The organism is Caballeronia zhejiangensis (assembly GCF_000698575.1).
Lineage (GTDB): Bacteria > Pseudomonadota > Gammaproteobacteria > Burkholderiales > Burkholderiaceae > Caballeronia > Caballeronia zhejiangensis.
In genome coordinates this window covers 75649-100979 of the sequence record NZ_JFHD01000006.1, presented here as the reverse complement: position 1 = coordinate 100979, position 25331 = coordinate 75649, and the positions used below count along the sequence as shown (strand labels likewise).

The following is a 25331-nucleotide window of genomic DNA, read 5'->3' as shown; positions in this document are numbered from 1 at the left end:
TCCTTGGCTTAAAAAAACCTGCTTCGCTGACCGCGAATTTTACTGCGCGGCGAGGACGGCCTTCGCCGTCGCGACAACATGCTCCACCGTGAAGCCGAAATGCTTGAACAGCGCGCCCGCCGGAGCCGACTCGCCGAACGTGTCGATGCCGACCACGCCGCCTTCGAGGCCCACATACTTGCGCCAGAAATCCGTCACGCCCGCTTCGATCGCCACGCGCGCCACGCCCTTCGGCAGCACGCGCTCACGATACTCGGCGTCCTGCTTGTCGAAGACGTTCGTGCACGGCATCGACACGACGCGCGCGCCGATGCCTTCCTTCGCCAGCGCCTCGACGGCTTGCATCGCGAGCTGCACTTCCGAGCCGGTCGCGATGAGGATGATCTTGCGCGCGGGGATATCGTCGTTCCAGTCGCGCAGTACGTAGCCGCCCTTCGCGATGTTGGCGATCTGAATGTCGTTGCGCGGAGAGAATTGCAGGTTCTGGCGGCTGAAAATCAGCGTCGACGGGCCGTTGTGCGCGATCGAATGCGTCCACGCGACCGCCGTTTCCACCGTATCGGCCGGACGCCACGTCTGCAGATTCGGGATCAGGCGCAGGCTCGACACATGTTCGATCGACTGGTGCGTCGGACCGTCTTCGCCGAGACCGATGGAATCGTGCGTGAACACAAAGATCGAGCGCGACTTCATCAGCGCGGCGACGCGCAGCGCGTTGCGGCTGTAGTCCGAGAACGTCAGGAACGTGCCGCCGAACGGACGATAGCCGCCATGCAGCGCGATGCCGTTGATCGCAGCCGACATGCCGAACTCGCGCACGCCGTAGTTGATGTGATTGCCCCACTGGATGCCCGCGTGTTCCGGATTCGCGTTTTCAGCGTCGCCTGCGGCGCGAACGGCTTTGGAAGCCTTCCAGTTGGTGAGGTTCGAGCCGGTCAGGTCGGCCGAGCCGCCGAGCAGTTCCGGCAGTGCCGCGGCCAGCCCTTCGATGGCGTTCTGCGAGGCCTTGCGCGTCGCGATAGTTTCGGCCTTCTGATTCGCGTCCTCGATGATCTTCGCGGCCGCTTCGGCCCAGTTCGCCGGCAGCTCGCCGCTCATGCGGCGCGTGAATTCGCTCGCTTCCGACGCGTACTTCGCGCGATAGGCGTCGAACGCCTTGTTCCATTCCGCTTCGGCGTGCGTGCCTTGTTCCTTCGCGTCCCACGCCGCATACACTTCCTGCGGAATTTCGAACGGACCGTAGTTCCAGCCGATCGCCGCGCGCGTCGCCGCGATTTCCTTGTCGCCGAGCGGCGCGCCGTGCGCGTCGTGACCGCCCGCCTTCGTCGGCGCGCCCTTGCCGATGACCGTGCGGCAGCAGATCAGCGTCGGCTTGTCCGACTTCTTCGCGGCGGCGATAGCGGCATCGACTGCATCGACGTTGTGGCCGTCCACGGCGCGGACCACGTTCCAGCCATACGCTTCGAAGCGCTTCGGCGTGTCGTCGTGGAACCAGTGCTCGACGTGGCCGTCGATGGAAATGCCGTTGTCGTCGTACAGCGCGATCAGCTTGTTGAGCTTGAGCGTGCCCGCGAGCGAGCAGGCTTCGTGCGAAATGCCTTCCATCAGGCAGCCGTCGCCAAGGAACACGTACGTGTAGTGATCGACGATCTTCGCGTCAGCCTTGTTGAATTCGGCGGCGAGCAGCGCCTCGGCGAGCGCCATGCCGACCGCATTGCCGACGCCCTGGCCGAGCGGGCCCGTGGTCGTCTCGACGCCGGCCGTGATGCCGTATTCCGGATGGCCCGGCGTCTTCGAATGCAGTTGACGGAAGTTCTTGAGCTCGCTCATCGGCAGGTCGTAGCCGGTGAGGTGCAGCAGCGAATACAGCAACATCGAGCCGTGACCGTTCGACAACACGAAACGGTCGCGATCGAACCAGTGCGGATTCGCGGGATTGTGCTTCAGATGGCGCGACCACAGCGCGACGCCGATTTCCGCCATGCCCATCGGCATGCCGGGATGGCCGGAGTTGGCTTGTTGAACGGCGTCCATGGCGAGCGCGCGGATTGCGTTGGCCATGAGGGCGGTCTGGCTGGAGGTCGGGATCGTCATGTCGAGTCTGGGCAGGTGCTGAAATGATCCGCGGTGCTTCTCTTGCAGTACTTCTCACTCGGGCCGGACCCGCACACACCACGTTTTCAGGACCGGAACGACTTGGAAACGACGAGAAACGACGAGGATCGGAAGCCCATCATTCTAACAGACCGGTCCGATTGACACGCGTCTGTAAGGGCGCAAATCCGGTGCGTCCGGACGTCCCGGGCGCGGGCATGTTCCGTGCACTTCACGCGTCGCCGCACTGTCACGGCAGCATGACAATCCGTGACCTTACACGGTAACGCGCGCGGTCAACGGACGTTCATCTGGCGAAATCCGTCCGGCGCGCGGCGTATCGCGCAGGTTCCTTGCCGGTCCATTGATCGTACGGCTTCATGGCAAAATGCTTCCCAATGTGCAGCAGCAAGGCTTCAAGGAGTGCTTTCGATGACCGACCCTCGCCCCGCCGACGTGCCCTGGCTGACTCCGTATCTCACCGTGCGCGACGCACGCGTGAGCATTGCGTTTTATGAAAAAGCGCTAGGCTTCGCGGTGCGCGACAGCGTCAACGACGACGGCACGGTCATCCATGTCGAGATGACGTATCGCGGGCAGTTGATCGTGATGTTCGCGCCCGAAGGCGCGTACGGTTCGCAGGCGCGCACGCCGAAGAGCGCGGGGCAAATGGCGCCGCAGTCCTTCTATTTATACGTCGATGACGTCGACGCCACGTTCCATCAGGCGCTCGCAGTCGGCGCGAAGGCGCTCATCGAGCCGCAGGATCAGTTCTGGGGCGACCGCTTCGCGCAGATCGAAGATCCGGACGGCTATCGCTGGGCGATCGCGCGGCATCTGCGCTGAGCGCGCAGGCATTCTCACTATCCGCGGACGGCCGAGTCCGCGATCAATCACTCATGCCACGTTTTCATGTCGACGGCCCGCTCTGCGCAGGCCAAACCTTCGCCCTTCCGGATGACGTCGTGCGTCATGTGCACGTCCTGCGTCTGCAAACGGGCGATGCAATCACACTCTTCGATGGCCGCGGCGGCGAATATCGCGGCGAGCTCGTCGATATCGCCAAACGCGCGGCGACCGCGCGCATCGACGAACACAGCGATCGCGAAGCCGAGCCGCCGTATCGCGTGACGCTCGCACAAGGCGTCGCGGGCGGCGACAAGATGGACTGGCTCATCGAGAAGGCGGTGGAACTCGGCGTCTCGGGCATTGCGCCGATCACGGCCGAGCGCGGCGTCGTGCGTCTCGCCGGCGAGCGCGCATTGCGTCGTCAGGCGCACTGGCAGGCGCTCACGCGCGCGGCGTGCGAGCAATGCGGGCGCAATCGCGTGCCCGAGGTTGCGCCGCCGCGCGATCTCGGCGCCTGGCTCGCCGACCTGCCCGCCGCCATCGACGGCGAACTGCGCCTCCTTCTCTCGCCGCGCGCCGAAGTCAGCTTCGCATCGTTGCCCGTCGATCCGCCGGCGAGTCCCGTCACTTTGCTGATCGGGCCGGAAGCGGGTTTTTCGCCCGCGGAAGAAACCGCGATCGTCGATGCGGGTTTTTCCACGCTCGGGCTCGGCCCGCGCGTGCTGCGCACGGAGACGGCGGGCATTGCGGTGTTGGCGGCGCTGGCCGCGCGCTGGGGCGGCTGGTAAAAAAATAGCCCCATGGAAACCCATCGGGCTATTTTCCTGCTTTGCGCCGGCCTTGGTTCGAATGCTCAGACGAACGAATAGAACACGCGGAAAGCCACTTTCCTTTCCGCCCAGAATTCCGCCGCGTCGCGGAATACGTCCAGCAGCACTTCGCGGCCTTCCTTGTCGAACTTCTGCGCGATCGGCAGTTGTTCCAGCACGATCACGAAACCCGGTTGCGAGCCCGCCTTGTGAACGAGATCGGTGAGCGAATCGTAAAGCGCGTCGTAGTTCTTGCCGAAGTGTTTGGGAAAGAGAAACGAAAGAGCGATAGTCTCGAGCACTTCCTGTTTGCTCTGCGCATGGCCGAGATACGCGTACAGGAAATGCTGGCCGAGGCGGTTCGCTTCGTCCGCGAGATCCTGCACCCGGAACGCGCGAATCGACTGCACGATGTTCGGCCGCACGGTTGCGAACAGCGATTCCGAATCCTCTTGCGGATGGAGCTCCTCGGGCCTGGTCTCGTCGTCGGGTCTGTTGTCGTGTTCTGTCATGCGTAGCCGCAATACTCGCTGGAACAGGTTGCCATCGCCGGTGGCGAAAAGATCACCCGCGACGCTGTGGTCGTGCGCGTAGATGTTGTCGCTCATGCCGTTAATCCCGTAGTTGATCCGCAATGCGTTTGAAACTGGCGTAGTGGTCGTCCGTGTAGTAGCAATCGTCGAGCTTCTTCTTCGGACCGCCACACACGATCCGGCGCGCGCCGCGATCCCGCGCGCGAGGCGTGGGAACGGTGTATTCGTGGTAGTAGCCGCGTGGATGCCGCGGAAGCAAACGCTCGCGATTGCCGAACACGACGCCGTCCTTCTCGAAAGGGAAAGGGCCGCCCGCTTCGATCAGCCGCAAGGTTGCGACCGCCTGCTTGGGCAACTGCGCAATGTAGACGGTGGCCAGCCCGTCGCGCTCCTGCTCGCCGGTCGCTTGCGGTTGCCGCACCTGCGCTTCACGGACCGGTTCGGCCGGCGAGACGGGCGCCGGACTCGCCGAAGCAACCATCTCCTGAACGCCGCTTCGAGGTTCATCCTTGCCGCACGCGCCCAACAAGACGCTCAAGGCGACGAAAAACGAAAGAGCCCTCGCGCGTGTCACCAAACGGTTGTCCTCGCGTTACACCAGAATTCACGACCGTGAAAGATGTAAGGGTATCGCTAATGACACGGCGAAGCAACGTTCGCCCGAAAATCGGAAATTTTTTCGCAGTTTGGAGCGATCCCGCAAATTCTGATGACGTAATCATCCGAAGAATTAGCCGAAATCTGAGAGATTTTTATCCCAGTCAGGATAATAATTTGCTCGGTGGATCTGAAGCGTTGGACGAGCCGCCTCACTCGTCGCCAGCTTCGCGGGATCGCGCTTGCCGTTCGATCCCGCTTTTTGCGTGTAAAGCAAACACTCCTTTGCTTTTTTCGCGGCGTGCCGTGTGTCCACGGCACGCTTTTTTTTGCGCAAAAAAAGCGGCGGGAAAGCCCGCCGCGTTCTTGGTCAAAGCAAGCCGCGATCAGCGCGCCGCCGATGCATCCGCCACCAGCAATGCCGTCATGTTGACGATTCGCCGCACCGTCGCCGATGAAGTGAGCACGTGAACCGGCTTCGCCGCGCCGAGCAGGATCGGCCCGATCGCGATGCCGCTTCCCGCCGCCGTCTTCAGCAGGTTGTACGAGATGTTCGCCGCGTCGATGTTCGGCAGGATCAGCAGGTTCGCGTCGCCTTCGAGCGTCGATTCGGGCAGCACTTCCTTGCGCAGACGCGCATCGAGCGCCACGTCGCCGTGCATTTCGCCGTCGACGTCGAGATCGGGCGCGCGTTCCTTGAGGATCGCGAGCACGTCGCGCATCTTCTGCGCGGTCGGCGCGTTGCTCGTGCCGAAGTTCGAATGCGACAGGAGCGCGATCTTCGGCACGATGCCGAAGCGCTTCACTTCTTCCGCCGCGAGCATCGTGATTTCGGCGAGCTGCTCGGGCGTCGGATCGACGTTCACGTGCGTATCGACGATGAAAATCTGACGCCCCGGCAGCACGAGCGCGTTCATTGCCGCGTACACGTTCGCGCCTTCCTTCTTTCCGATCACCTGATCGATGAAGTGCAGATGACGATGCGTCGTGCTCACCGTGCCGCAGATCATGCCGTCGGCTTCGCCCTTCTGCACGAGCATCGCGCCGATCAGCGTCGTGCGGCGGCGCATTTCGAGCTTTGCCATCTGCTGGCTGATGCCTTTGCGCGCCATCATCTTCGCGTACGTCTGCCAGAAATCGCGATAGCGCTCGTCGTGGTCCGTATCGACCACGGAGAAATCGACGCCCGGCGCGAGACGCAGGCCGAATTTCTGGATGCGTTGCTGGATGACCGCCGGACGGCCGATGAGAATCGGCTTCGCGATCTTTTCATCGACGGCGATCTGCACCGCGCGCAGCACGCGCTCTTCCTCGCCCTCCGCGAACACGATGCGCTTCTTCTCCGGCTCGACGCTGCGCGCGAGCTGGAACACGGGCTTCATCGTCGTGCCGCTGTGATAGACGAACTGCTGCAGATGCTGCTCGTACGCTTCCATGTCCTCGATCGGACGCGTCGCCACGCCGCTGTCCATCGCCGCCTTCGCGACGGCCGGCGCGATCTTCACGATGAGACGCGGATCGAAAGGCTTCGGAATCAGATATTCCGGGCCGAACGACAAATCCTGAATGCCATAAGCCGTCGCGACGATATCGCTCTGCTCCTGACGCGCCAGTTCCGCGATGGCGTTCACCGCAGCGATTTCCATTTCCTTCGTGATGACGGTCGCGCCGACATCGAGCGCGCCGCGGAAGATGAACGGGAAGCACAGAACGTTGTTGACCTGGTTCGGATAATCCGTGCGGCCGGTGGCGAGCACGGCGTCCGGGCGCACTTCGAGCGCGAGTTCCGGCAGGATTTCCGGCGTCGGATTCGCGAGCGCGAGAATCAGCGGCTTCGCGGCCATCTGCTTGACCATGTCCTGCTTGAGCACGCCGCCGGCCGAAAGCCCGAGGAACACGTCCGCGCCTTCGATCACTTCGGCGAGCGTGCGCGCGCTCGTTTCGCGCGCGAAGAGCTCCTTGTCCGGGTCCATCAGCTCCGTGCGGCCCTTGTAGACGACGCCGGCCAGATCCGTCACGAAAATGTTCTCGCGCTTCATGCCGAGATCGACGAGCAGATTCAGGCACGCCAGCGCCGCCGCGCCCGCGCCCGACGCGACCAGCTTCACTTCGCCGATGTTCTTGCCGACCACCTTCAGACCGTTCGTGATCGCCGCCGCGACGACGATGGCCGTGCCGTGCTGATCGTCGTGGAAGACGGGAATTTTCATGCGCTTGCGGCATTCGCGTTCGACGATGAAGCAGTCCGGCGCCTTGATGTCTTCCAGATTGATGCCGCCGAAAGTCGGCTCGAGCGCGGCGATCACGTCGACGAGCTTGTGCGGATCGCTTTCGTTCAGCTCGATATCGAACACGTCGATGCCGGCGAACTTCTTGAAGAGCACGGCCTTGCCTTCCATCACCGGCTTCGATGCGAGCGGCCCGATGTTGCCGAGGCCCAGCACGGCCGTGCCATTGCTGACGACGCCGACGAGATTGCTGCGCGCGGTGAAGCGCGCGGCGTTCAGCGGATCTTCGACGATCGCTTCACACGCGAACGCGACGCCCGGCGAGTAAGCCAGCGCGAGGTCGCGCTGGTTGATCATCTGCTTGGTGGGGGCGATCGCGATCTTCCCGGGAACCGGAAATTCGTGATAGTCGAGCGCAGCTTCGCGCAACTTGGTATTGGCGTCAGTCGTCATAAGGCGGGCTAGCAGTGCGGGAATTAGAATGGAAGTTCGAACGCATTGTAGCGCCAATCAGTCGCGGTTTCGGACCGCGCTCCATGCATTTCGGCTACAAGTGCCATGACTGGAAAACGTCTGGTCGGTCCGTCCGGCAAGCCTTCGCGGGCATCGGCCGAGTGTTTTCCAGATGCGGCGCCGGTTTCGGCGCGCTGTGTTTTTCATCGTGCATTGCAACAATCAACCTCAAGCGCCGACGCATGCTCTCCGAGTTTTCACTGATCGACCGTTTCTTTGCACGCCGCGCGACGGCGCCTTCCCCGCGTCATGACGAGGAGGCCGCGAAGCCGCTCGGCATCGGCGACGACTGCGCGCTTATCGCGCCGCCGGTTGGCCATCAGCTCGCCATTTCGACGGACATGCTGGTCGAAGGACGCCACTTCTTTCCCGATGTCGATCCGTACGCGCTCGGTCACAAGGCGCTCGCGGTGAACCTGTCCGATCTCGCCGCGATGGGCGCGAAGCCGCACGCGTTCACGCTCGCGCTCGCGTTGCCGCGCGCCGACGAAGCCTGGCTCGAAGCGTTCAGCAACGGTCTCTTCGCGCTCGCGGAACGTCACGATTGCGCGCTCGTCGGCGGCGATACGACGAGCGGGCCGCTCAACATCTGCATCACGGTGTTCGGCGACGTGCCGCAGGGTGCGGCATTGCGTCGCGATGCGGCGCGTCCCGGCGACGACATCTACGTATCCGGCACCTTGGGCGACGCGCGCGCGGGCCTCGGCGCGATTCGCGGCGAGTGGTCCGCGCCGGAAGCTTCCGCCTGGCGGCGCGCGCTGGAGCGCCCGGAACCGCGCGTCGCGTTGGGCATGGCGTTGCGCGGCGTGGCGCACGCGGCGCTCGATATCTCCGATGGCCTCGCGGGCGATCTCATGCACCTCCTGAAGCGTTCGGGCGTGCGCGCGGTCGTCGATGCCGATGCCGTGCCGTGCTCCGATGCCGTGCGCGCGCTGCCCGAAACCGCGCGCCGACAATGCACGCTCGCGGGCGGCGACGACTACGAGCTCTGCTTCACCGCGCCCATCGATGCCCGCGACGCGCTCGCCAAGATCGCGACGGACGTGAAAGTGCCGCTGACGCGCATCGGTACAATCGAGTCATCCGGTGCGCCCGCAATCGCCTGGCGCGATGCGTCGGGCGCCCCGCTCTCCCTGACGTTGCAAGGCTTCGATCATTTCCATGCAGACTGACCCCACGCTAGCGGGCGACCCGGCCGCGCCGCGCAGCAAGCCGCGCCGGGCGAGCGCGCGCTTCATGCTCGACCATCCGCTTCATATTCTTTCGCTCGGCTTCGGCAGCGGACTGTCTCCCATCGTGCCGGGCACGGTCGGCACGTTATTCGCATGGGTGTCGTTCGTCGTGTTCAATCCGCATCTGACGGTCGCGGAATGGGGCGCGCTGATCGTCGCCGGCTTCATTGCGGGATGCTGGTTCACCGGCTTCACGGCCAAGAAAATGGGCACCAACGATCCGTCGCCGGTCGTGTGGGACGAGATCGTCGCGTTCTGGCTCGTGCTGCTGCTCGTCACGCCCGCGACCTTCACCGGACAATTGTGGGCGTTCGTCGTGTTCCGCTTCTTCGACATGGTGAAGCCGCCGCCCATCCGGTATTTCGATCGCCGGTTGAAAGGCGGTTTCGGCATCATGTTCGATGATCTTGTCGCGGCGTTCTTCACGCTGCTCGTGATCGCGCTCTGGCGCATGACCCTCTGATTTTTTCCATCCATCGGGACCACCGCCATGCCAACCGACACCGTCGTTCACCAACTTGCGATTCGCGTCGGCAACAAGCTGCACGCCGAACGGCTGATGCTCGCCACCGCTGAGTCGTGCACGGGCGGCATGGTCGCGACCGCCATCACCGATATTTCCGGCAGCAGCGCGTGGTTCGAGCGCGGCTTCGTCACGTATTCGAATCTCGCGAAGATCGAGATGATCGGCGTGCCCGCGACGCTGATCGAACAGCACGGCGCGGTCAGCGAGCCGGTCGCGAAGGCCATGGCCGAAGGCGCGCTGCGCAACAGCCGCGCGCAGGTCTCGGTATCGATTACGGGCGTGGCGGGACCGGCGGGCGGCAGCGAGGCGAAGCCGGTTGGAACCGTGTGCTTCGGATGGAGCAATCGTCTGAATACGCAGATCGAGACCCAGCATTTCAAGGGCGATCGCGAACAGGTCAGAACGCAGGCCGCCGCGCATGCCTTGCGCAGGCTGCTGGAGTTCATGGATCAGAGCGAGCGCTGAGCGAGCGTCTATCGCATGAACAAGCGCATCGACAATCCGGCCGATTCCATCACGTTCAGCAAGGATCAGGTGGCCCGCTGGATGGGTCAGAAGACCTTCGGCAAGGCGCTCGACTACGTTAATGCGGTGCGCGATCTCGGCTGGACGGGCGAAATCCTGCGCGCGCGCGTGCCCGGCACGCAGCTACAGCCGTACTCGGTCGAGATTTCCTTCCGCGAAGAACGGCCGCGCGGCTATTGCTCTTGTCCCGTCGGTTACGAATGCAAGCATGTCGCGGCGACGCTGCTCGCCTATCTGGATCGCACGCAAGCAGCCGATCAAACGGGCGTGAGTTTCGAGGTCGAGCAGTGGCTTTCCAGCTTTCGGGCGAAGGTCGAGGCGACGCGTCGGGCACGCGCGACAGCGGTCCGGCGCACGACAGGCGCAAACTACCAAATTCTCTATGTGCTCGTTCCGTCCATGTACGGGGCGCTGCCTTTCGAGATCGCAATGCTGAAGGCGCGGCTCGGCACCAACGGCGACATTCGCGCGACCGAAGCGTGGTATCCAAATTACGCCCAGTGGAACAATCCGCCGAAATTCGTGACGCCGGCAGATGAACCCATCGTCCGTGCGCTCAGGAACGAGCGCGGAGGTTCAAGCGGCTACTACGCGCTCAAGGGCAAGCGCGGCGCGATCGTCTGGCAGATGATGCTCGCGACGGGCCGCCTCTACTTCGAACCGGACATCCGGGATCCGCGACTCGCACAGCCGTTGCGCGAAGGCGCGATGCGCAGCGGAAACATCGAATGGATTCCGCACGGCGACGACATGATCTTCGCCTCGCTCGAAACGTCGCCGGAATCGAACGTCACATTGCCGACCGAGCCGCCGTTGTACATCGACATCGTTACGAACGAAACCGGATCCATCGACGTACCGATTTCGGACGAACTGCTCGCCGATTATCTGTCGATGCCGGTGCTCACGCTCGACGAAGCGGCCGCCGTGCGTAACGCGCTCGCCGAATTCGCGCCCGATCTGCCCGCGCCGCCCTCCGACGGCGAGACCGGAATACGCACGATCGACGCGACGCCGGCGCCCGTCCTCACGCTCGATACGCTGTTGCTCGATGCACCCGCCAGGCTGGATATGCCCGCGACCGAACTGGACATCGCGTTGCTCGATTTCGACTACGGCGGCGTGACGATCGCGGCGAACAGTCCCGACGCTCTTTTGCGGCTCGCGGACGGCGAGCTCGTCCGTATCGCGCGCCGGATCGATATCGAAGATGCATGCGCCGGACGCCTGCTCGGACGCGGGATGAAGTCGGTCTCCGGCGCGCCTGTCAGCCGCGCCGACTCACCGTATGCGGGCGGCTTCATCATGCCGGCGCGCGACGCGTGGCCGGCGTTCGTCAGCGACGACATTCCCGCTTTGCGCGACGCCGGCTGGCGCATCGAGATCACGCCCAATTCGCGCTTCGATGTCGTCGAGGTCGAGCAAATCGACGCGACCGCGCGCGCCGCCGAAAACGGCTGGTTCGATCTCGAGTTGGGCATCCTCGTCGAGACGGAGCGCGTGCGCCTCGAACCGTTGCTCGCCGAACTTTTCGCCCGGGATCGCCGCTGGTTGAACGGCGCGATCGACGCCATCGACGATGCGCACGCCGTCGAATTCCGCACGCACGAAGGCAGGCGCTTCGCGCTGCGCGCCGCGCGGATCAAGCCGCTCGTGCGCGCGCTCATCGACCTGTTCGACCGCGCCGAGCCGAAAGCCGACGCGTCACTGCGGCTGCAGGCGCTCGAAGCCGGCCGTCTCGCCGCCGCCGACGAAACGCTTCGCTGGCAATTCGATGGCGACGCGTCGGTCATCGAACTTGCGAAACGGCTACGCAACGTCGCGGGAACGCGCCGCATCGACGCCCCACGCGGGCTTCAAGCGACGCTGCGTGACTATCAGCGCGAGGGCGTCGACTGGATGCAATTCCTGCGCGAACACGATATCGCCGGCGTGCTCGCGGACGACATGGGGCTCGGCAAGACCATACAGACGCTCGCGCACATACTCGTCGAGAAGGAGGCGGGCCGGCTCACGAGCCCGGCGCTGATCGTCGTGCCGACCACGCTCGTCAACAACTGGATCGACGAAGCGCGCCGCTTCGTGCCCTCGCTGAAAGTGCTCGATCTGCATGGCCCGTTGCGTCACGAACGCTTCACGGAAATTGCGCGGCACGACCTCGTCGTGACGACGTATGCGCTCGTCTGGCGCGATCACGAAGCGCTGTCGCAGCACGACTATCACCTGTTGATACTCGACGAAGCGCATTACGTGAAGAACGCATCGAGCAAGGCGGCGGGCGTGGTTCGCACGTTGGGCGCGCGGCATCGGCTCTGTCTCACGGGGACGCCGCTGGAGAATCATCTGGGCGAACTTTGGTCGCAGTTCGATTTCCTGCTGCCCGGCTTTCTCGGCTCGAAAAAGGAGTTCGCCTCTCGCTGGCGCAAGCCTATCGAAAAGCAGAACGACGCGATGCGCCGCGATCTGCTCGCGCGCCGGATTCGCCCGTTCATGCTTCGCCGCCGCAAAGATGAAGTCGCGACGGAATTGCCGCCGAAGACAATGATCGTGCGCAGCGTCGAACTCGAAGACGCACAGCGTGATCTCTATGAAACCGTGCGCGCCGCGATGCAGAAGAAGGTGCGCGACGCTATCTCGAAGCAGGGGTTCGCACGCAGCCATATCGTGATGCTCGACGCGTTGCTGAAACTGCGGCAAGTGTGCTGCGATCCGTCGCTCGTCAAGCTGCCGGGGGCGCCGAAAACCGCGGGATCGGCCAAGCTCGCGCTGTTGCTCGAGATGCTTCCGGCGCTCATCGAGGAAGGCCGGCGCGTGCTCGTTTTCTCGCAGTTCACGGGCATGCTCGCGATCATCGCCGCCGCGCTCGACGAGGCCGGTCTCGCGTATGTCACGCTGACGGGCGACACCGCTGACCGCAAGACGCCGGTGCAGCGCTTCCAGAAGGGCGAAGCGCCGGTCTTCCTGATCAGCCTGAAGGCGGGCGGCGTCGGCCTGAACCTGACGGCGGCCGATACCGTCATTCATTACGATCCGTGGTGGAATCCGGCGGCCGAGAATCAGGCGACGGATCGCGCGCACCGCATCGGCCAGGAAAAGCCGGTGTTCGTGTACAAGCTCGTCGCGGCCGGGAGCATCGAAGAAAAGATTCTGGAGATGCAGGGGCGAAAGGCAGCGCTCGCGGCGGGCATTCTGTCCGAAGATGCGCGCGCGGTGGAGAAGTTCTCCGCCGAAGACATCGAGGCGCTGTTCGCGCCTATTGCCGATAGTTGAAGCGCGCGCTCACCGATACTGATTGATCGTATCGCGCGTCTTCTTCGCGGCTTCGGCCGCGGCTTGCGCGTAATGATCGCCCTTGCCGGCGTAGATGATCGCGCGCGACGAATTGATCAACATGCCCGTGCCGTTCGCGGTGCGGCCCGCGCGCACGGTTGCTTCGACATCGCCGCCTTGGGCGCCGATGCCCGGAATCAGAAGCGGCATGTCGCCGACGATCCCGCGTACCGTTTCGATTTCCTTCGGAAACGTCGCACCGACGACGAGGCCCAACTGGCCCTTGTCATTCCACTTTTCCGCCGCGAGCCTGGCGACGACCTGATACAGCGGCTTGCCATCGGTCGTGAGAAATTGCAGATCGGAGCCGCCCGCGTTCGACGTGCGGCACAGCACGATCACGCCTTTGCCCTCATGCGCGAGATACGGCTCGATCGAATCGAAGCCCATGTACGGATTCACGGTGACGGCATCGGCCCGATAGCGCTCGAACGCTTCCTTCGCGTACTGCTCGGCCGTGCTGCCGATATCGCCGCGCTTCGCATCGAGAATCACCGGAATGCCGGCGTGCTTCTCGTGGATATGCGCGATCAACGCTTCGAGCTGATCTTCCGCGCGATGCGCCGCGAAGTACGCGATCTGCGGCTTGAACGACGATGCATACGGCGCGGTTGCATCGACGATGGTCTTGCAGAACTCGAAGATCGCGTCGGCGCGGCCGTTGAGTGCGCCGGGAAACTTCGCCGGCTCCGGGTCGAGGCCGACGCACAGAAGCGATTGAGTCCGCGACCACGCGGCATTGAGCGATTCGATGAAGGACATGGCGGGAAGATGTTGAAAACGTCGATGCCACGCATTTTAACGTGCGTGGCGTCATCTTCCGTCGCGTCTTCCGGCGCGGCTTAGCGCGCCGCGTCCCGTGCCCGCGCCTTCGCGCCTGCCCGCGTGCGCGGCCTTCCGCGCCGCGTCGCTTCCCCGGTGCGCTCGACGGTGAAGCGGAATTCCCGCGACAAGCGTTCGCCCGGTTTGAGCACGGTCATGCCGTTCGCTTCCCCGCCGCCGGGCAGATTCACCGCGTTGATCGGATGATCGACCGGCTCGAAGCAGAAAAAGCTTTCGCCGGGCGGCGCGTAAAGGACGTAGTAGTCGGTGTCGGCGGCGATCGTTAGCGACAGGCGGCGCTTCGGCCACAGCACGCTCGTGCGCCCGCTCCATCCGGTGAACGCGTTGTTGACCATTTCCGATGGCATCGGATACGCAACGCCGAATTGCCACGCGGGCGGCGTCGGAACATGCCGCACAGGCAGCCAGTCGTCGCCGCACAGCCACACGCCGCCCGCCGCCGCCGACAACTCCGTGTCCGCCTCGCGCATCAGGAACGGATGCAGCCCGAGGCCGAACGGCAGCGCTTCGTCGCCGGTATTTTCGACATCGAGCGTCACGGCGAGCGTCGCTTCGTCGAGCGTGTAAGTCTGCGCGGCGCGAAACGCGTAAGGCATGCCGCCGCTGCGATCGAGCGTGACACGCACGCGCGCGGAATCCTGATCCGCGACTTCCCACGCGCCGAGCCAGCCATCGCCGTGCAGCGGCAGCGGTTCGCCCGGGCGATTGCACGGCACCGCGATCGAGCGTCCGGAAAACTGAAAGTGTCCGTTGCCGATGCGGTTCGAATACGGCAAAAGCGGATAGCACGCGAGCTGATTCGGATCGGTGTCCGGTCCCGGCGCGACGCACGGCCGGAAGATCGGCACGAGCGTGCCTTCGTGCCGCCAGTCGAAGCGCGTGATGCCGCCGCCGAGCGACGGTGCCAGTTCGAGCCGCAAATGCGCGTTGGCGAGCGTGATGCAGCCGTCGACATCGGCGCCGCCCATCGCGACGACCGCCGTGCTCGGGCCGGGACGGATCGGCGGTTCGGTGGCGGCGGCGAGCCGCGCACGGCGGGCGTTCGCCTGTTCCTTGGACATCGATGCAGGATTCGGTCTTTGCTCTGTTCGCGCGACAGCCATGACTCGTGCTCCATCGAGAGGCGAAGAACCCGGCGTTGCCGGGATGGGTCGGGCGGCGCGTCGATCGCGCGCCGCCTCGTGTTCTGGTTACGCCTTGCCCGCAAATACGGCTTCCGCGATGCCGCGTGCACCGGGCGTCGCGACGAACACGCCGCCTGCGTGCGCGTCTGTTTCGCCGAGGCCGATGCGCGCCGTCGTCACATACAGCGTGCCGAAGTCCGCGCCGCCGAACGCGGCGCAACTCGGCTGCGCGCTCGGCACGTCGATGCGCGCCGTCTCGCGGCCGTCGCTTTCGTAGCGCACGACGCGCGCGCCGCCCCACTGCGCGTTCCACAAGCCGCCGTCCGCATCGACGATCGAGCCGTCGGGCACGCCGGTCGCATCCGTCAGCTCGACGAACACGCGGTCGTTGTCGAAGGTCGGATAGTCGCATACGCGAATCTGACGCGTGGGCGAATCGCAGTAGTACATCGTCGTCCCATCGGGCGAGAAGCCGATGCTATTCGAGATCGCGCAATTCCCTAGCGGCAGCTTTTCCAGCGACAGATCCGCATTCAGCCGATAAAACGCGCCGACCGGTTGCGCATCGTCCACGTCGTGTTTCGTGCCGAACACGAATCGCCCTTCGCGGTCGCAACGGCCGTCGTTCAGGCGCGTCGGCAGATCGGCTTCGACTTCCATGATGGTTTCGATCTTGCCCGTCGCGATTTCATGGAACGCGAGCCGCGATGCGAGGCCGAGCAGCAGGAAACGCGCATCGGCGCACGGCGTGAAGCACGCAAGCCGCTCCGGCATGTCGAACGATTCGCTCGCGCCGTCGCGCGGATCGTAGCGCCACAGCTTCTTGCCTTCGATATCGGTCCACCAGAAGCGGCCGCTCGCGGCGCACCACGTCGCGCCTTCGCCGAGCGAACACTGGCTGTCGATGAGAAGTTGCGCTCGCATCGGATTCATCAGGCCCATCCTCCGTCGACGATCATGTCCTGCGCCGTGATCATTTTGCTGTCGTCCGATGCTAGAAAGAGCGCCGCGCGCGCGAGGTGTGCGGGCAGCAGTTCTCCGTCGATGCACTGGCCTTGCTTGATTGCTTCCTTGCCGGCCTCGTCGAGCCACAGACGCTTTTGCTTCTCGGTCATCACCCAGCCCGGCACGAGCGTATTCACGCGGATGCCGAATTTGCCGAGATCGCGCGCGAGGCCGCGCGTCATGCCTTGCACTGCCGATTTCGACGTCGTGTAGACGGGGAAGTTACCTTGCTTGAGCATCCAGCTGATCGAGCCGAGATTGATGATCGAGCCGCCGCCCGCGCGCTTCATGTCGTCGATGACGGCCTGCGCCGCGAAGAATTGATGGCGGATGTTGACCGCGATGCCTGCATCGTACGACTCGGGCGTGACGTCTTCGATTGCGTGGCGTTTGTCGTTGGCAGCGTTGTTGACAAGCACGTTGATGGGCCCGAGGGCGGCTCTTACATCGGCGATGCCTTTGCGGAGTGCGTCGATGTCGGTCAGGTCGACGTTGAGGAACATCGGGCGGGTCTGGCCTTCTTGCAGGGCTGCGCCGAGGCGGTCGGCGAGCGCTTCGCCAGCGTCGGTGTCGATGTCGAAGAAGGCGACTTTCGCGCCCTGATCGAAGAAGTGTTCGACGAAGCCTTCGCCGATGCCTGTTGCGCCTCCGGTTATCAGCACTGTTTTGCCTTGGAGGCTGGGGTATCTTGCGAGGTTCTTTTCGATCGTTGCCATTGGGTTTTGTCTCTCCTTGCTTCGCTTGTCGCGCTCGTTAGCTTTGCGCTTTTTGCCGGATCCCGGTTTCTTAGTGGTCTACTAGCACTGCCGCCCCGCACAGGGGCAACGCTGATAGACCGACACGAAAACGGGATCCAGCGACATCAACGGCAAAACATCAACAACGACATCAACCGCAAAAACATCAATCCCGCGACCCGCGATTCTTCAACTGATCGAGCAGAACGGCAGCAAGCAGGATAGCCCCTCTCACGAGGTACTGATAAAACGCGTCGATATTCAAAAGGTTCATGACGTTCTCGACAGTGCCCATGATGAGCACGCCAATCACGACACCGGAAATCGTCGCCCTACCGCCCAGCAGAGAAACACCGCCAAGAACACAGGCAGAAATGACATTGAGCTCGAAGCCTTGAGCGGCATTCGGCTGACCCGACGTGATGCGCGAAGCGAGAATGACCCCAGCCAGCGCGGTCACAGCGCCCTGAATCAAAAAGATCCACACACGCGTGCGCTCGACATTGATCCCCGCGAGCCGCGAAGCCTCGGGATTACCGCCGATAGCCAATGTATTACGTCCATACACCGTCTGATTGAGCAATACGCCAAAAACGATGAAGCACGCAAGCGTGACCCAGATTGGCAGGGAAATCCCGATCATCGACAGACTGCCGAGCGCGATGAACGTATCCGACGACACACCCACCGCCTGCCCGTGCGACACGATGAACCCGAGCCCGCGCACGATTTCCATCGTCGCCAAGGTCGTAATCAGCGCGTTGATTCGCAGATAAGCGATCACCGCGCCGTTCACAAACCCGATCACCGCACCCGCAGCCACCGCCGCGATGATCGCGATGAACGTGTTGTCCGTCGCATTCAGAACCATCGCGCACAGAACACCGGCGAAGGCGATCGTCGAGCCCACCGACAAGTCGAAGTCGCGCGACGCGAGGCAGAACATCATCGTGCACGCGACCATGCCGATCTGCGAGATCGACAGCGCGAGGCCGAGCATGTTCTCGATCGAGAAGAAGTGATCGACGGTCAGCGACATCGTCAGGAACATCACGATGAAGATCACGATCAGGCTGTACTCCGTGATCTGCTGCCACCACTTCTGCTTGTCGTTCTTTTGCGGGATCAGCGCGTTCGCGACGCTTTCCGTCGCCTGCCCCACGATGTTTTCTCTTGCTTCCATGATTCGCTCCTCTCGTCTTTACGCCGCCTGCGCGACCGTTTCCGCCTGCGGCAGCGCAAGGCTCAACACTGTTTGTTCGCTCGCCTTCTCGCGCGCCAGTTCGCCCGCGATACGCCCCTGCCGCATCACGACGATCCGGTCCGACACGCCCAGCACTTCCGGCAATTCCGACGAAATCATCACGATCGCGCAGCCGCGCTCCGCAAGCTGATAGATCACGTTGTAAATCTCATGCTTCGCGCCGACGTCGATGCCGCGCGTCGGTTCGTCGAGAATCACGACCTTCAGGTCCGGCTCCGCGAGCCAGCGCGACAGAATCGCCTTCTGCTGATTGCCGCCCGAAAGAAAACGGATGCGCTGCTTCCGGCTCGGCGTCTTGATCTTCAGCAACTGGATGAAGCGCTCGGCCGTCTGCGCCTCCTTCTTGCGATCCAGAAACAGCCCGCCGCGCAGATAGTGTCGCCGGCACGAAATATTGATGTTCTCCGCGACCGTCGCCATCGCGACGATGCCTTCTTCCTTCCGATCCTCCGGACACAGCACGATGCCGTGACGAATCGCCTCGCCGGTGCTGCGAACCTTGATCGGCTTGCCGTCGAGCATGATGTCGCCGCCCTTCTTCTTGTCCGCGCCGTACACGAGATGCATCAGCTCGCTGCGTCCCGCGCCGACGAGCCCGAAGAAGCCCACGATCTCCCCGCGCTTCACTTCGAAGCTCGCGGGCGCGCTCAATGCATCGCCCTCCACGTTCTTCACGGAGAAGCGCACGTCGCCCAAAGGACGCGCGCGATAGTTGTAGATGTCGCTGATCTCGCGCCCGACCATTTCCTGCACGAGCGTTTCGCGCGGCACATCCGCGAGCGAAAGATGCGAGGCGATCTTGCGCCCGTCGCGGAAAATCGTGCACGCGTTGCACAGTTCGTAAATCTCGTCCATGCGATGCGAGATGTAGATCAGCGCACGGTTATCCGCCTGCAGATCGCGCACGAGCTTGAAGAGCACTTCCGTCTCGCGATGCGACAGCGAACTCGTCGGTTCGTCGAGCGCGATCACGCGCGCGTTGCGCAGCAGCGCCTTGCAGATTTCGACCATCTGCCGCTGCGCGATCGACAGCTTGCGCAGCTTCGCATTCGGATCGAGATCGACGCCCATCGCCGCAAGCCGCTCGCGTACGTGCGCCTTGGCCGCGCGCTTGTCGACCCAGCCGAGCCGGTTCGGCAATGCGCCGAGCAGCAGATTCTCGGACACCGTCAGATCCGGCACGTACTGCAATTCCTGATGAATCACCGCGATGCCCGCGGCAATCGATGCCGCCGCGCTCGCGAAATGCACTTCCTTGTCGTCGATGAGCACGCGCCCCGAATCGGGCTGATACTCGCCGCCGAGAATCTTGAGCAAGGTCGATTTGCCCGCGCCGTTCTCGCCCATCAAACCGTGAACTTCGCCGGCGTTGACGTCGAACGACACGCCGTCGAGCGCGCGCACGCCTGGAAACACCTTGCCGATATTGTCAAAACGCAGCGTCGCTGACACATCGCCTCCTATTCTCGAGCGGACCGCACGCGCGGCCCGCTTCCCTCACGAAAGACTTAGTTCGATGCCAGTCCCATCTGCTGGCGCACCGATGCCACGTTTTCACGCGTAGCCAGCATGCCGGTCGTGAGCGTGAGCGGCGGCGGCGCCTTGCCGTCCTTGATCCACGCGTACATCAGCTCGGACGTCTCTTCGCCGTGGCGCTTCGGGCTGATGATGACGGTGCCGTAGAAGCCCGTCGGATTCGGCTTCTTGAACTCGTTCAACGCCGAGTCCGATCCGCCGATACCGATGCCGATCATGTTGTCCGCCTTGAAGCCGCGGCCTTCCGCTGCGCGCACCGCGCCGAGCACGGCTTCGTCGTTCAGGCCGTAGGCGACCCAGTGCTTGTATTGCGGATTCTTCGTCAGCGCGATGTTCGCGGCGTTGAACGCGTTCTCGGTGTCGGTCTTCGCCTGCGGCGCGGCGACGATGTTCGCCTTCGGGAAACCGGCGGCGACGAGCGCATCGGTCGCGCCGGCCGTGCGGTCATGCGCGGTCGGCAATTGCTCGTAAGTCACGTCGATCGCGCCGACATCCTTCATGTCCCAGCCGCGCTTCTTGATCTCGGCGGCGATGCCGTCGCCCACCTGCTTGCCGATGTTGTATGCGGAAATGCCCATGTGCGGCACGGATTCGATCGGCTTGCCCGAACCGTCGACGAGGCGGTCATCGACCGTCATCATCTTGAGCTTGTCGGCCTTCGCCTTCGCGACGATGCCCGGCCCGAGCTTCACGTCCGGCGTGCAGATGATGAAGCCCTGCGCCTTCTGCGCGGCGAGGTTGTCGATCGCGCTCATCACCTTTTCACCCGACGGCGCGCCGATCTTCACGAGCGTGAAGCCCTTTTCCTTGGCGGCGATTTCGGCGAACTTCCATTCGTCCTGGAACCACGGCTCTTCCGGCTGCTTCACGAGGAAGCCGATCTTGACCTCGTCGGCGGCCTGCGCGACCGGCGCCGCGATCATGGACGCGCTCGTTGCCGTGGCAGCGGCGATCAGCGTGAGGAACAGTCTGCGTTTCATTTTTTGTCTCCCGACTTTTTCCGATGTCGAAAAATGCCCGCGCGCGGGCGCTACGAAGTGTGTGGCCGCTTTCTTGTTGATTGATGTCCGCACAGCGGCCAGTGCGTCATTCTTTCGTGATCTCGTTTGCTTCAGTCGTGGTACAGCGCGCTTCGCCCGCCATCCACGGTGATACAGCTCGCGTTGATGAACGGCGCCTCGTCCGATGCGAGGAACACCGCCGTCATCGCGACTTCCCGCGGCTCGCCGATACGCTTCATCGGCTGAAGATCGAGCGTCGCCTGACGCGCGGCCTTCGGATCAGCCTGCGAATTCCACCAGTCGAGCGTCAGTTGCGTTTCGATGTAACCCGGCGCGATCGCATTCACGCGCACGTTGTTCGGCGCGTACTCGATGCCGAGCGCGCGCGTGAGGCCGATCACACCGTGCTTCGCCACCGGATACGGAAAGCAGCCCGGAATGATCTTGAAGCTGTGCGTCGACGCGATGTTCACGATGCTGCCGCGCCCGCGCTCGACCATGCCCGGCAGCACCGCGCGGCAGCCGTTCCACACGCCGTCGAGATCGACGGCGAAGCAGCGGCGCCAGTCGTCGTCGGTCATCGTGAGCGGATCGCAGAACACGTTGATGCCGGCGTTGTTCACGAGCACGTCGAGCGGGCCGAGCGCGGCTTCGGTCTGCGCGACGGCTTCCTTCACCGATGCGCTTTGCGTCACGTCCGTTTCGACCGCGATGACGTTCGCGCCGGTTTCTTCCCCGATGCGCTCGGCCGTTTCGCGGGCCGTGCCGATGTCGAGTTCCGCGAGCGCGACGCGTGCGCCCTCGCGCGCGAACGCCAGCGCGATCGCCGCGCCGATGCCGCGTCCCGCGCCCGTGACCATCGCGACCTTGCCGGCGAGGCGGTTCATTTGGCTGCGCCTCGTGCAACGGCCAGTCCGTCGATGAACGCCTTCGCGTGCCGCGCCGTGACGTCCGCGCTCTGGCCCGGCTTGTAGAGCGCCGAGCCGAGGCCGAAGCCGTTCGCGCCTGCGCTCAAGAACGGCTCCATGTTGTCCGGCGCAATACCGCCGACCGGCACGAGCGGCACGTCCTTCGCGATCACCGCGCGCCATGCCTTCGTCACCGTTGGGCCGAGTTGCTCGGCGGGAAACATCTTCAGCACGTCCGCGCCGTTCTTCAGCGCGAGAAACGCCTCGTTCGGCGTCGCGACGCCCGGCGCGCACGCGAGACCTTGCGCCTTCGCGGCGCGCACGACATCGGCGTCGCTGTGCGGCATCACGATGAGCTCGCCGCCCGCGGCCTTCACGCTATCGACGTAACTCGGATGCAGCACCGTTCCCGCACCGACGATCGCATCGGCGGGGAGCGTCTGACGGATCGCCGCGATGCTGTCGAACGGCTGCGGCGAATTCAGCGGCACTTCGACGATGCGAAAGCCCGCTTCATAGAGCGCGCGGCCGTGATCGGCGGCTTCGGCGGGCGTGACGCCGCGCAGTATCGCGATCAGCGGGCACGCGGCGAACGCCTTTGCGAGACCGGCGTGCATGCCGTAGGGCGCGGGCAGATTGATGGGAGGCTGCATCGTGTTCTCTCCTTTTCAGGCCGCGCGCCTGGCCGCGACCAGCCCGGCCAGCGCGGCGATTCCATAAAGGCCGTGCTCGGTGGCGTGCGCGACCGTGGCGGCACCGTGGCATCCGAAACGCGCGAGCGCGGCGCGATAGCGATTGCAAAGCGCATCGTTGCCGATCAGGCGCAGGGGCTTTCCCGCGAGCGCGGATTGTTCGCGCGTAAGCACTTCGTTCAGCCCGCGCAATTCATGGCCGATTAACAGGCCCGACAAATAATCCGATTGCTGCTCCGCGCTCAGTTGGCCCGTGAGGCCGAGCGTGCGCGTGCTGAAGATCGTCGCGAGCATGCCGGGATGACCGGCATCGCGCGCCGTATCGACGCCGCGCAGGAACGCCTGTTCGTCGTGCGTCGCGGTGGGATGCATCGTGCGGCCGAGGATCGTGTGATCGCGCAGCGCGCTGAAGGTCTCGCCCGTCATGAAGGTGTAGAAACGCTCGATGCGCTCATCGGCGACGAACGCCCACTTCGCGTGCGTGCCCGGCAGTCCGATCAGCGCGCCGCCCGCGTTTCCGAGCGCCGGCTCGCTCGCCAGCGCGCCGAAAATCTGCGTTTCCTCGCCGCGCATCACGTTGGGCAACACGCCGCGCTCCAGCACGCCCGGCACGACATGCAGCACGACGCCGCGCGCCGTCTTCACATCGACGATGCCCGCGACGAGCGCATCGGCGTTCGCCGGCGTTTCGACGTACGGCGCTTCGACCCAGCCCTGCGCGCTGCCGACCATGCCCGCCGCGATCACCGGCAAGTGCGCGTGCGCGTCGAGCCACGCGCCGCAGGTTTCCTCGAACGCCTGATCGAACCCGCCCGCCGGCAGATTCATGATGCCCGCCGACGATGCGCGCGTATCGAGGGCGAGACCGTCGGCGCCAAGCAGATAGGCGCGCAGCGAAGTCGTGCCCCAGTCGAGCGCGATGAGCGCGGGCGTGGAAACGGATGCGGTCATCGCTTGATCCTGCGGGCGGCCTGCGGCGCGCGCCAGCCAAGTTCCTCGGAGATCGCGTGCGCTTCGCGCTGCACGACCGGAATCAGTTCCTCCATGCGCTCGTGCGGCATGTAGGGAATGGTGCTCGCCACCGACAATGCCGCGACGATCGCGCCCGACGCATCGCGCACCGGCGCGGCAACGCAGCGGATCGACGCCTCGTTCTCTTCGAGATCGAACGTGAAGCCGCCTTGCGCATAGCGCGTCATGCGCTGCTGGAAGGTGTCGAAGTCGGGGCGGTTGTCGGGCTTGAAGCTCATTCTCGCCAGCACGCGATGCGACGCTTCCAGCAGCTTCTTCCACGCGTTCGCTTCGAGGTCGAGCATCATCGCCTTGCCGATGCCCGTCGACGCGAGCGGCATCCGGTGCCCGACGCGCGAACGCATCTCCAGGCCGCGCGTGCCCGGAATCTTGTCGATGTAGAGCACGTCGTCGCCGTCGCGCACGCCGAGATGGATCGTGTCGTGCGTATGCTCGGCGAGCGCCTGCAGATGCGGGCGCGCGACGGTCGTGAGCGGCATCTGTTCGAGCGCGATCGTGCCGAGTTCGATGAGCTTCGGCCCGAGCAGATAGCCGCCCTGCACCTGACGCAGATAGCGCGCTTGCACGAGCGAGCTCACGAGCCGATGCGTCGTGCTGCGCGTCGTGCCGAGCGCCGCGCCGAACGCGCGCAGGTCGCGCGCGCCGTTCGCGGCGGCTTCGAGAATCGCGAGGCCGCGCAATAGCGTCTGCGTGCCCGCCTGCTGCGGCGTGATGTCGACGAGCGCGCTCGGCAGCGCGATGGCGTCGGGATCGGGTGTGTGCTTCGTCCCGCTCGCGCCGTTGGACTTGGCGCGCGCTGCGCCCGCCTCGGCGACGTCGGTTTCAGGGGTCTGGAATTTGGTCATGGCGCGAATCCCTCGTCGATCACGATGCGCGCCGGATGACGCACGCGGGCGCGTCCCCGATGGAATGAGCGTACGAATCGTGCAAGGAGGCCCGCGAGCGCGGGCGTGCGATCGAATGCATGACGTGTCTCCATTGTTCTGGTCGTGCGCGCCGGAAGTCGCTCCGGTCGTCGCACGCGTGTGCCGTTTCAGGCTTTGGCCGGATTGTAGTTCCGGCTCTTCGATTTATTCAATATGTGATCGTCATGCTCACATAATGGGAGAGAAGCTTGCAGCCGAAAGCTTCTGGAAAACAAAAAAGCCCTGAATTATCAGGGCTTTGCATTGTTTATCGCGGCCAGCTAAATTTCACTGCGGCAGTTCCGCCGCCCCCATCCGCCGTGCGATGACGCCCGCGCGTTGCGACAAATACGGCGCATTGCGATGGTCGTCGAAATACTTCGGACGCGGCAGCATCACCGCAAGCCGCGCGCTCTGCCAGGCCGTCAGTTTCGCCGCCGATGTCTTGTAGTAATACCGCGCCGCCGCTTCCGCGCCGTACACGCCGTTGCCCCACTCGACCGAATTCAGGTAGATCTCGAAGATGCGTTCCTTGTCCATCCAGAACTCGAGCATCCAGGTGATGACGAGCTCCTGCGCCTTGCGCACATAGCTCTTTTCGCGCGACAGAAACAGGTTGCGCGCGAGCTGCTGCGAAATGGTCGAGCCGCCCGCGACGATTTTTCCGCGCGCCTTGTTCTTCTCCCACGCCTGAAGAATGGCGTCGGTTTCGTAGCCGTTGTTATTGACGAAATTCGCGTCTTCCGAAGCGATGATCGCGCGCTTCAGATTGCGCGAAATCTGCTCGTACGGCACCCAGGTGCGTTGCAGCGAAATGCCCGGATGCGTCTTCGCGAGCGTCCACGCGTCGGCGCGCATGAAGGCCGTCGGACCGGGATTGACGATCGTCCAGATGCCGATCTGCGCGAAGAACCACATTTGCGTCGCGATGAACGCGATGCCGAGCACCGATATGCCGTACGCGATCCAGCGCGCAGGGCCGAGCCGCACCGCTTTGCGCACGCGCGGCGAGCGGCTGCCCTGGCTGCCGACGGGCGCGGTGGTCATG

General features: G+C 64.1%; 23 protein-coding genes. 6 read left to right on the top strand and 17 right to left on the bottom strand.

Going from position 1 to position 25331, the window contains the following annotated elements; all coding sequences use genetic code 11:
- Positions 1 to 39: 39 nt before the first annotated feature.
- Positions 40 to 2094: a transketolase gene (gene tkt, locus BG60_RS11160; RefSeq protein ID WP_008342873.1), complete on the bottom strand. Its 2055-nt coding sequence runs from the start codon at positions 2092 to 2094 to the stop codon at positions 40 to 42.
- 432 nt (positions 2095 to 2526) lie between these two features.
- Between tkt and BG60_RS11155 the strand changes: the two genes are divergently transcribed.
- Entirely contained in the window at positions 2527 to 2940 is a 414-nt protein-coding gene (locus BG60_RS11155; RefSeq protein ID WP_008342874.1) for a VOC family protein, read from the top strand.
- Between the two features lie 53 nt (positions 2941 to 2993).
- Positions 2994 to 3731, top strand: coding sequence for a 16S rRNA (uracil(1498)-N(3))-methyltransferase (locus BG60_RS11150; protein WP_008342875.1), 738 nt, complete (start codon positions 2994 to 2996; stop codon positions 3729 to 3731).
- A gap of 65 nt (positions 3732 to 3796) precedes the next feature.
- On the opposite strand, the gene BG60_RS11145 is transcribed toward BG60_RS11150, so the two are convergent.
- From BG60_RS11145 to BG60_RS11135, 4 genes are all read right to left on the bottom strand, one after another.
- Positions 3797 to 4360 (bottom strand): barstar family protein, encoded by a 564-nt coding sequence (locus BG60_RS11145; protein ID WP_008342876.1) that lies wholly within the window; start codon positions 4358 to 4360, stop codon positions 3797 to 3799.
- A gap of 4 nt (positions 4361 to 4364) precedes the next feature.
- A complete protein-coding gene (locus BG60_RS11140; protein ID WP_033537314.1) occupies positions 4365 to 4859 on the bottom strand; it encodes a guanyl-specific ribonuclease in 495 nt (164 codons plus the stop codon).
- 156 nt (positions 4860 to 5015) lie between these two features.
- Positions 5016 to 5198, bottom strand: coding sequence for a hypothetical protein (locus tag BG60_RS39325; protein WP_206540326.1), 183 nt, complete (start codon positions 5196 to 5198; stop codon positions 5016 to 5018).
- 70 nt (positions 5199 to 5268) lie between these two features.
- Positions 5269 to 7563: an NADP-dependent malic enzyme gene (locus BG60_RS11135; protein ID WP_008342878.1), complete on the bottom strand. Its 2295-nt coding sequence runs from the start codon at positions 7561 to 7563 to the stop codon at positions 5269 to 5271.
- A gap of 242 nt (positions 7564 to 7805) precedes the next feature.
- On the opposite strand from BG60_RS11135, the gene thiL reads away from it, so the two are divergent.
- From thiL to BG60_RS11115, 4 genes are read left to right on the top strand one after another with little or no spacing between them, the layout of a single operon-like run.
- Positions 7806 to 8795: a thiamine-phosphate kinase gene (gene thiL, locus BG60_RS11130; protein ID WP_034471490.1), complete on the top strand. Its 990-nt coding sequence runs from the start codon at positions 7806 to 7808 to the stop codon at positions 8793 to 8795.
- Positions 8785 to 9318, top strand: a complete 534-nt coding sequence (locus BG60_RS11125; RefSeq protein WP_008342880.1) for a phosphatidylglycerophosphatase A family protein — start codon at positions 8785 to 8787, stop codon at positions 9316 to 9318. The genes thiL and BG60_RS11125 overlap by 11 nt, the downstream gene beginning before the upstream one ends.
- 27 nt (positions 9319 to 9345) lie before the next feature.
- Positions 9346 to 9846 (top strand): CinA family protein, encoded by a 501-nt coding sequence (locus BG60_RS11120; RefSeq protein ID WP_008342881.1) that lies wholly within the window; start codon positions 9346 to 9348, stop codon positions 9844 to 9846.
- 15 nt (positions 9847 to 9861) lie between these two features.
- Complete coding sequence (locus BG60_RS11115) at positions 9862 to 13176, top strand: DEAD/DEAH box helicase (RefSeq protein ID WP_034471488.1); 3315 nt, start codon at positions 9862 to 9864, stop codon at positions 13174 to 13176.
- A 9-nt stretch (positions 13177 to 13185) separates the two neighbouring features.
- Here the strand turns inward: BG60_RS11115 and pyrF are convergent, their stop codons facing one another.
- From pyrF to mtgA, 12 genes are all read right to left on the bottom strand, one after another.
- The gene (gene pyrF, locus BG60_RS11110) at positions 13186 to 13998 is read right to left on the bottom strand and encodes an orotidine-5'-phosphate decarboxylase (protein WP_008342883.1); all 813 of its coding nucleotides are present in this window, start codon (positions 13996 to 13998) and stop codon (positions 13186 to 13188) included.
- Positions 13999 to 14078: 80 nt separating this feature from the next.
- Positions 14079 to 15182, bottom strand: a complete 1104-nt coding sequence (locus tag BG60_RS11105) for an aldose 1-epimerase (RefSeq protein WP_033536348.1) — start codon at positions 15180 to 15182, stop codon at positions 14079 to 14081.
- Positions 15183 to 15269: 87 nt separating this feature from the next.
- A complete protein-coding gene (locus BG60_RS11100) occupies positions 15270 to 16145 on the bottom strand; it encodes an SMP-30/gluconolactonase/LRE family protein (RefSeq protein WP_008342885.1) in 876 nt (291 codons plus the stop codon).
- The gene (locus BG60_RS11095) at positions 16136 to 16924 is read right to left on the bottom strand and encodes an SDR family NAD(P)-dependent oxidoreductase (protein ID WP_008342886.1); all 789 of its coding nucleotides are present in this window, start codon (positions 16922 to 16924) and stop codon (positions 16136 to 16138) included. Before BG60_RS11095 ends, BG60_RS11100 begins: the two co-directional genes overlap by 10 nt.
- A 187-nt stretch (positions 16925 to 17111) precedes the next feature.
- A complete protein-coding gene (gene araH, locus BG60_RS11090) occupies positions 17112 to 18128 on the bottom strand; it encodes an L-arabinose ABC transporter permease AraH (protein WP_008342887.1) in 1017 nt (338 codons plus the stop codon).
- Between the two features lie 18 nt (positions 18129 to 18146).
- Entirely contained in the window at positions 18147 to 19661 is a 1515-nt protein-coding gene (gene araG / locus BG60_RS11085; protein WP_008342888.1) for an L-arabinose ABC transporter ATP-binding protein AraG, read from the bottom strand.
- Positions 19662 to 19717: 56 nt separating this feature from the next.
- Positions 19718 to 20725, bottom strand: coding sequence for an arabinose ABC transporter substrate-binding protein (locus BG60_RS11080; protein WP_008342889.1), 1008 nt, complete (start codon positions 20723 to 20725; stop codon positions 19718 to 19720).
- Positions 20726 to 20856: 131 nt separating this feature from the next.
- Entirely contained in the window at positions 20857 to 21633 is a 777-nt protein-coding gene (locus BG60_RS11075) for an SDR family oxidoreductase (RefSeq protein WP_008342890.1), read from the bottom strand.
- Entirely contained in the window at positions 21630 to 22307 is a 678-nt protein-coding gene (locus BG60_RS11070; protein ID WP_008342891.1) for a 2-dehydro-3-deoxy-6-phosphogalactonate aldolase, read from the bottom strand. The genes BG60_RS11075 and BG60_RS11070 overlap by 4 nt, the downstream gene beginning before the upstream one ends.
- 15 nt (positions 22308 to 22322) lie before the next feature.
- Positions 22323 to 23297 carry a 2-dehydro-3-deoxygalactonokinase gene (locus BG60_RS11065; RefSeq protein WP_008342892.1) on the bottom strand — a complete coding sequence of 325 codons (975 nt, stop codon included), beginning with the start codon at positions 23295 to 23297 and terminating at the stop codon, positions 22323 to 22325.
- Positions 23294 to 24223 (bottom strand): IclR family transcriptional regulator, encoded by a 930-nt coding sequence (locus tag BG60_RS11060; RefSeq protein WP_008342893.1) that lies wholly within the window; start codon positions 24221 to 24223, stop codon positions 23294 to 23296. The genes BG60_RS11065 and BG60_RS11060 overlap by 4 nt, the downstream gene beginning before the upstream one ends.
- Positions 24224 to 24571: 348 nt before the next feature.
- Positions 24572 to 25330 (bottom strand): monofunctional biosynthetic peptidoglycan transglycosylase, encoded by a 759-nt coding sequence (gene mtgA, locus BG60_RS11055; RefSeq protein ID WP_051078888.1) that lies wholly within the window; start codon positions 25328 to 25330, stop codon positions 24572 to 24574.
- Position 25331 lies beyond the last annotated feature (1 nt).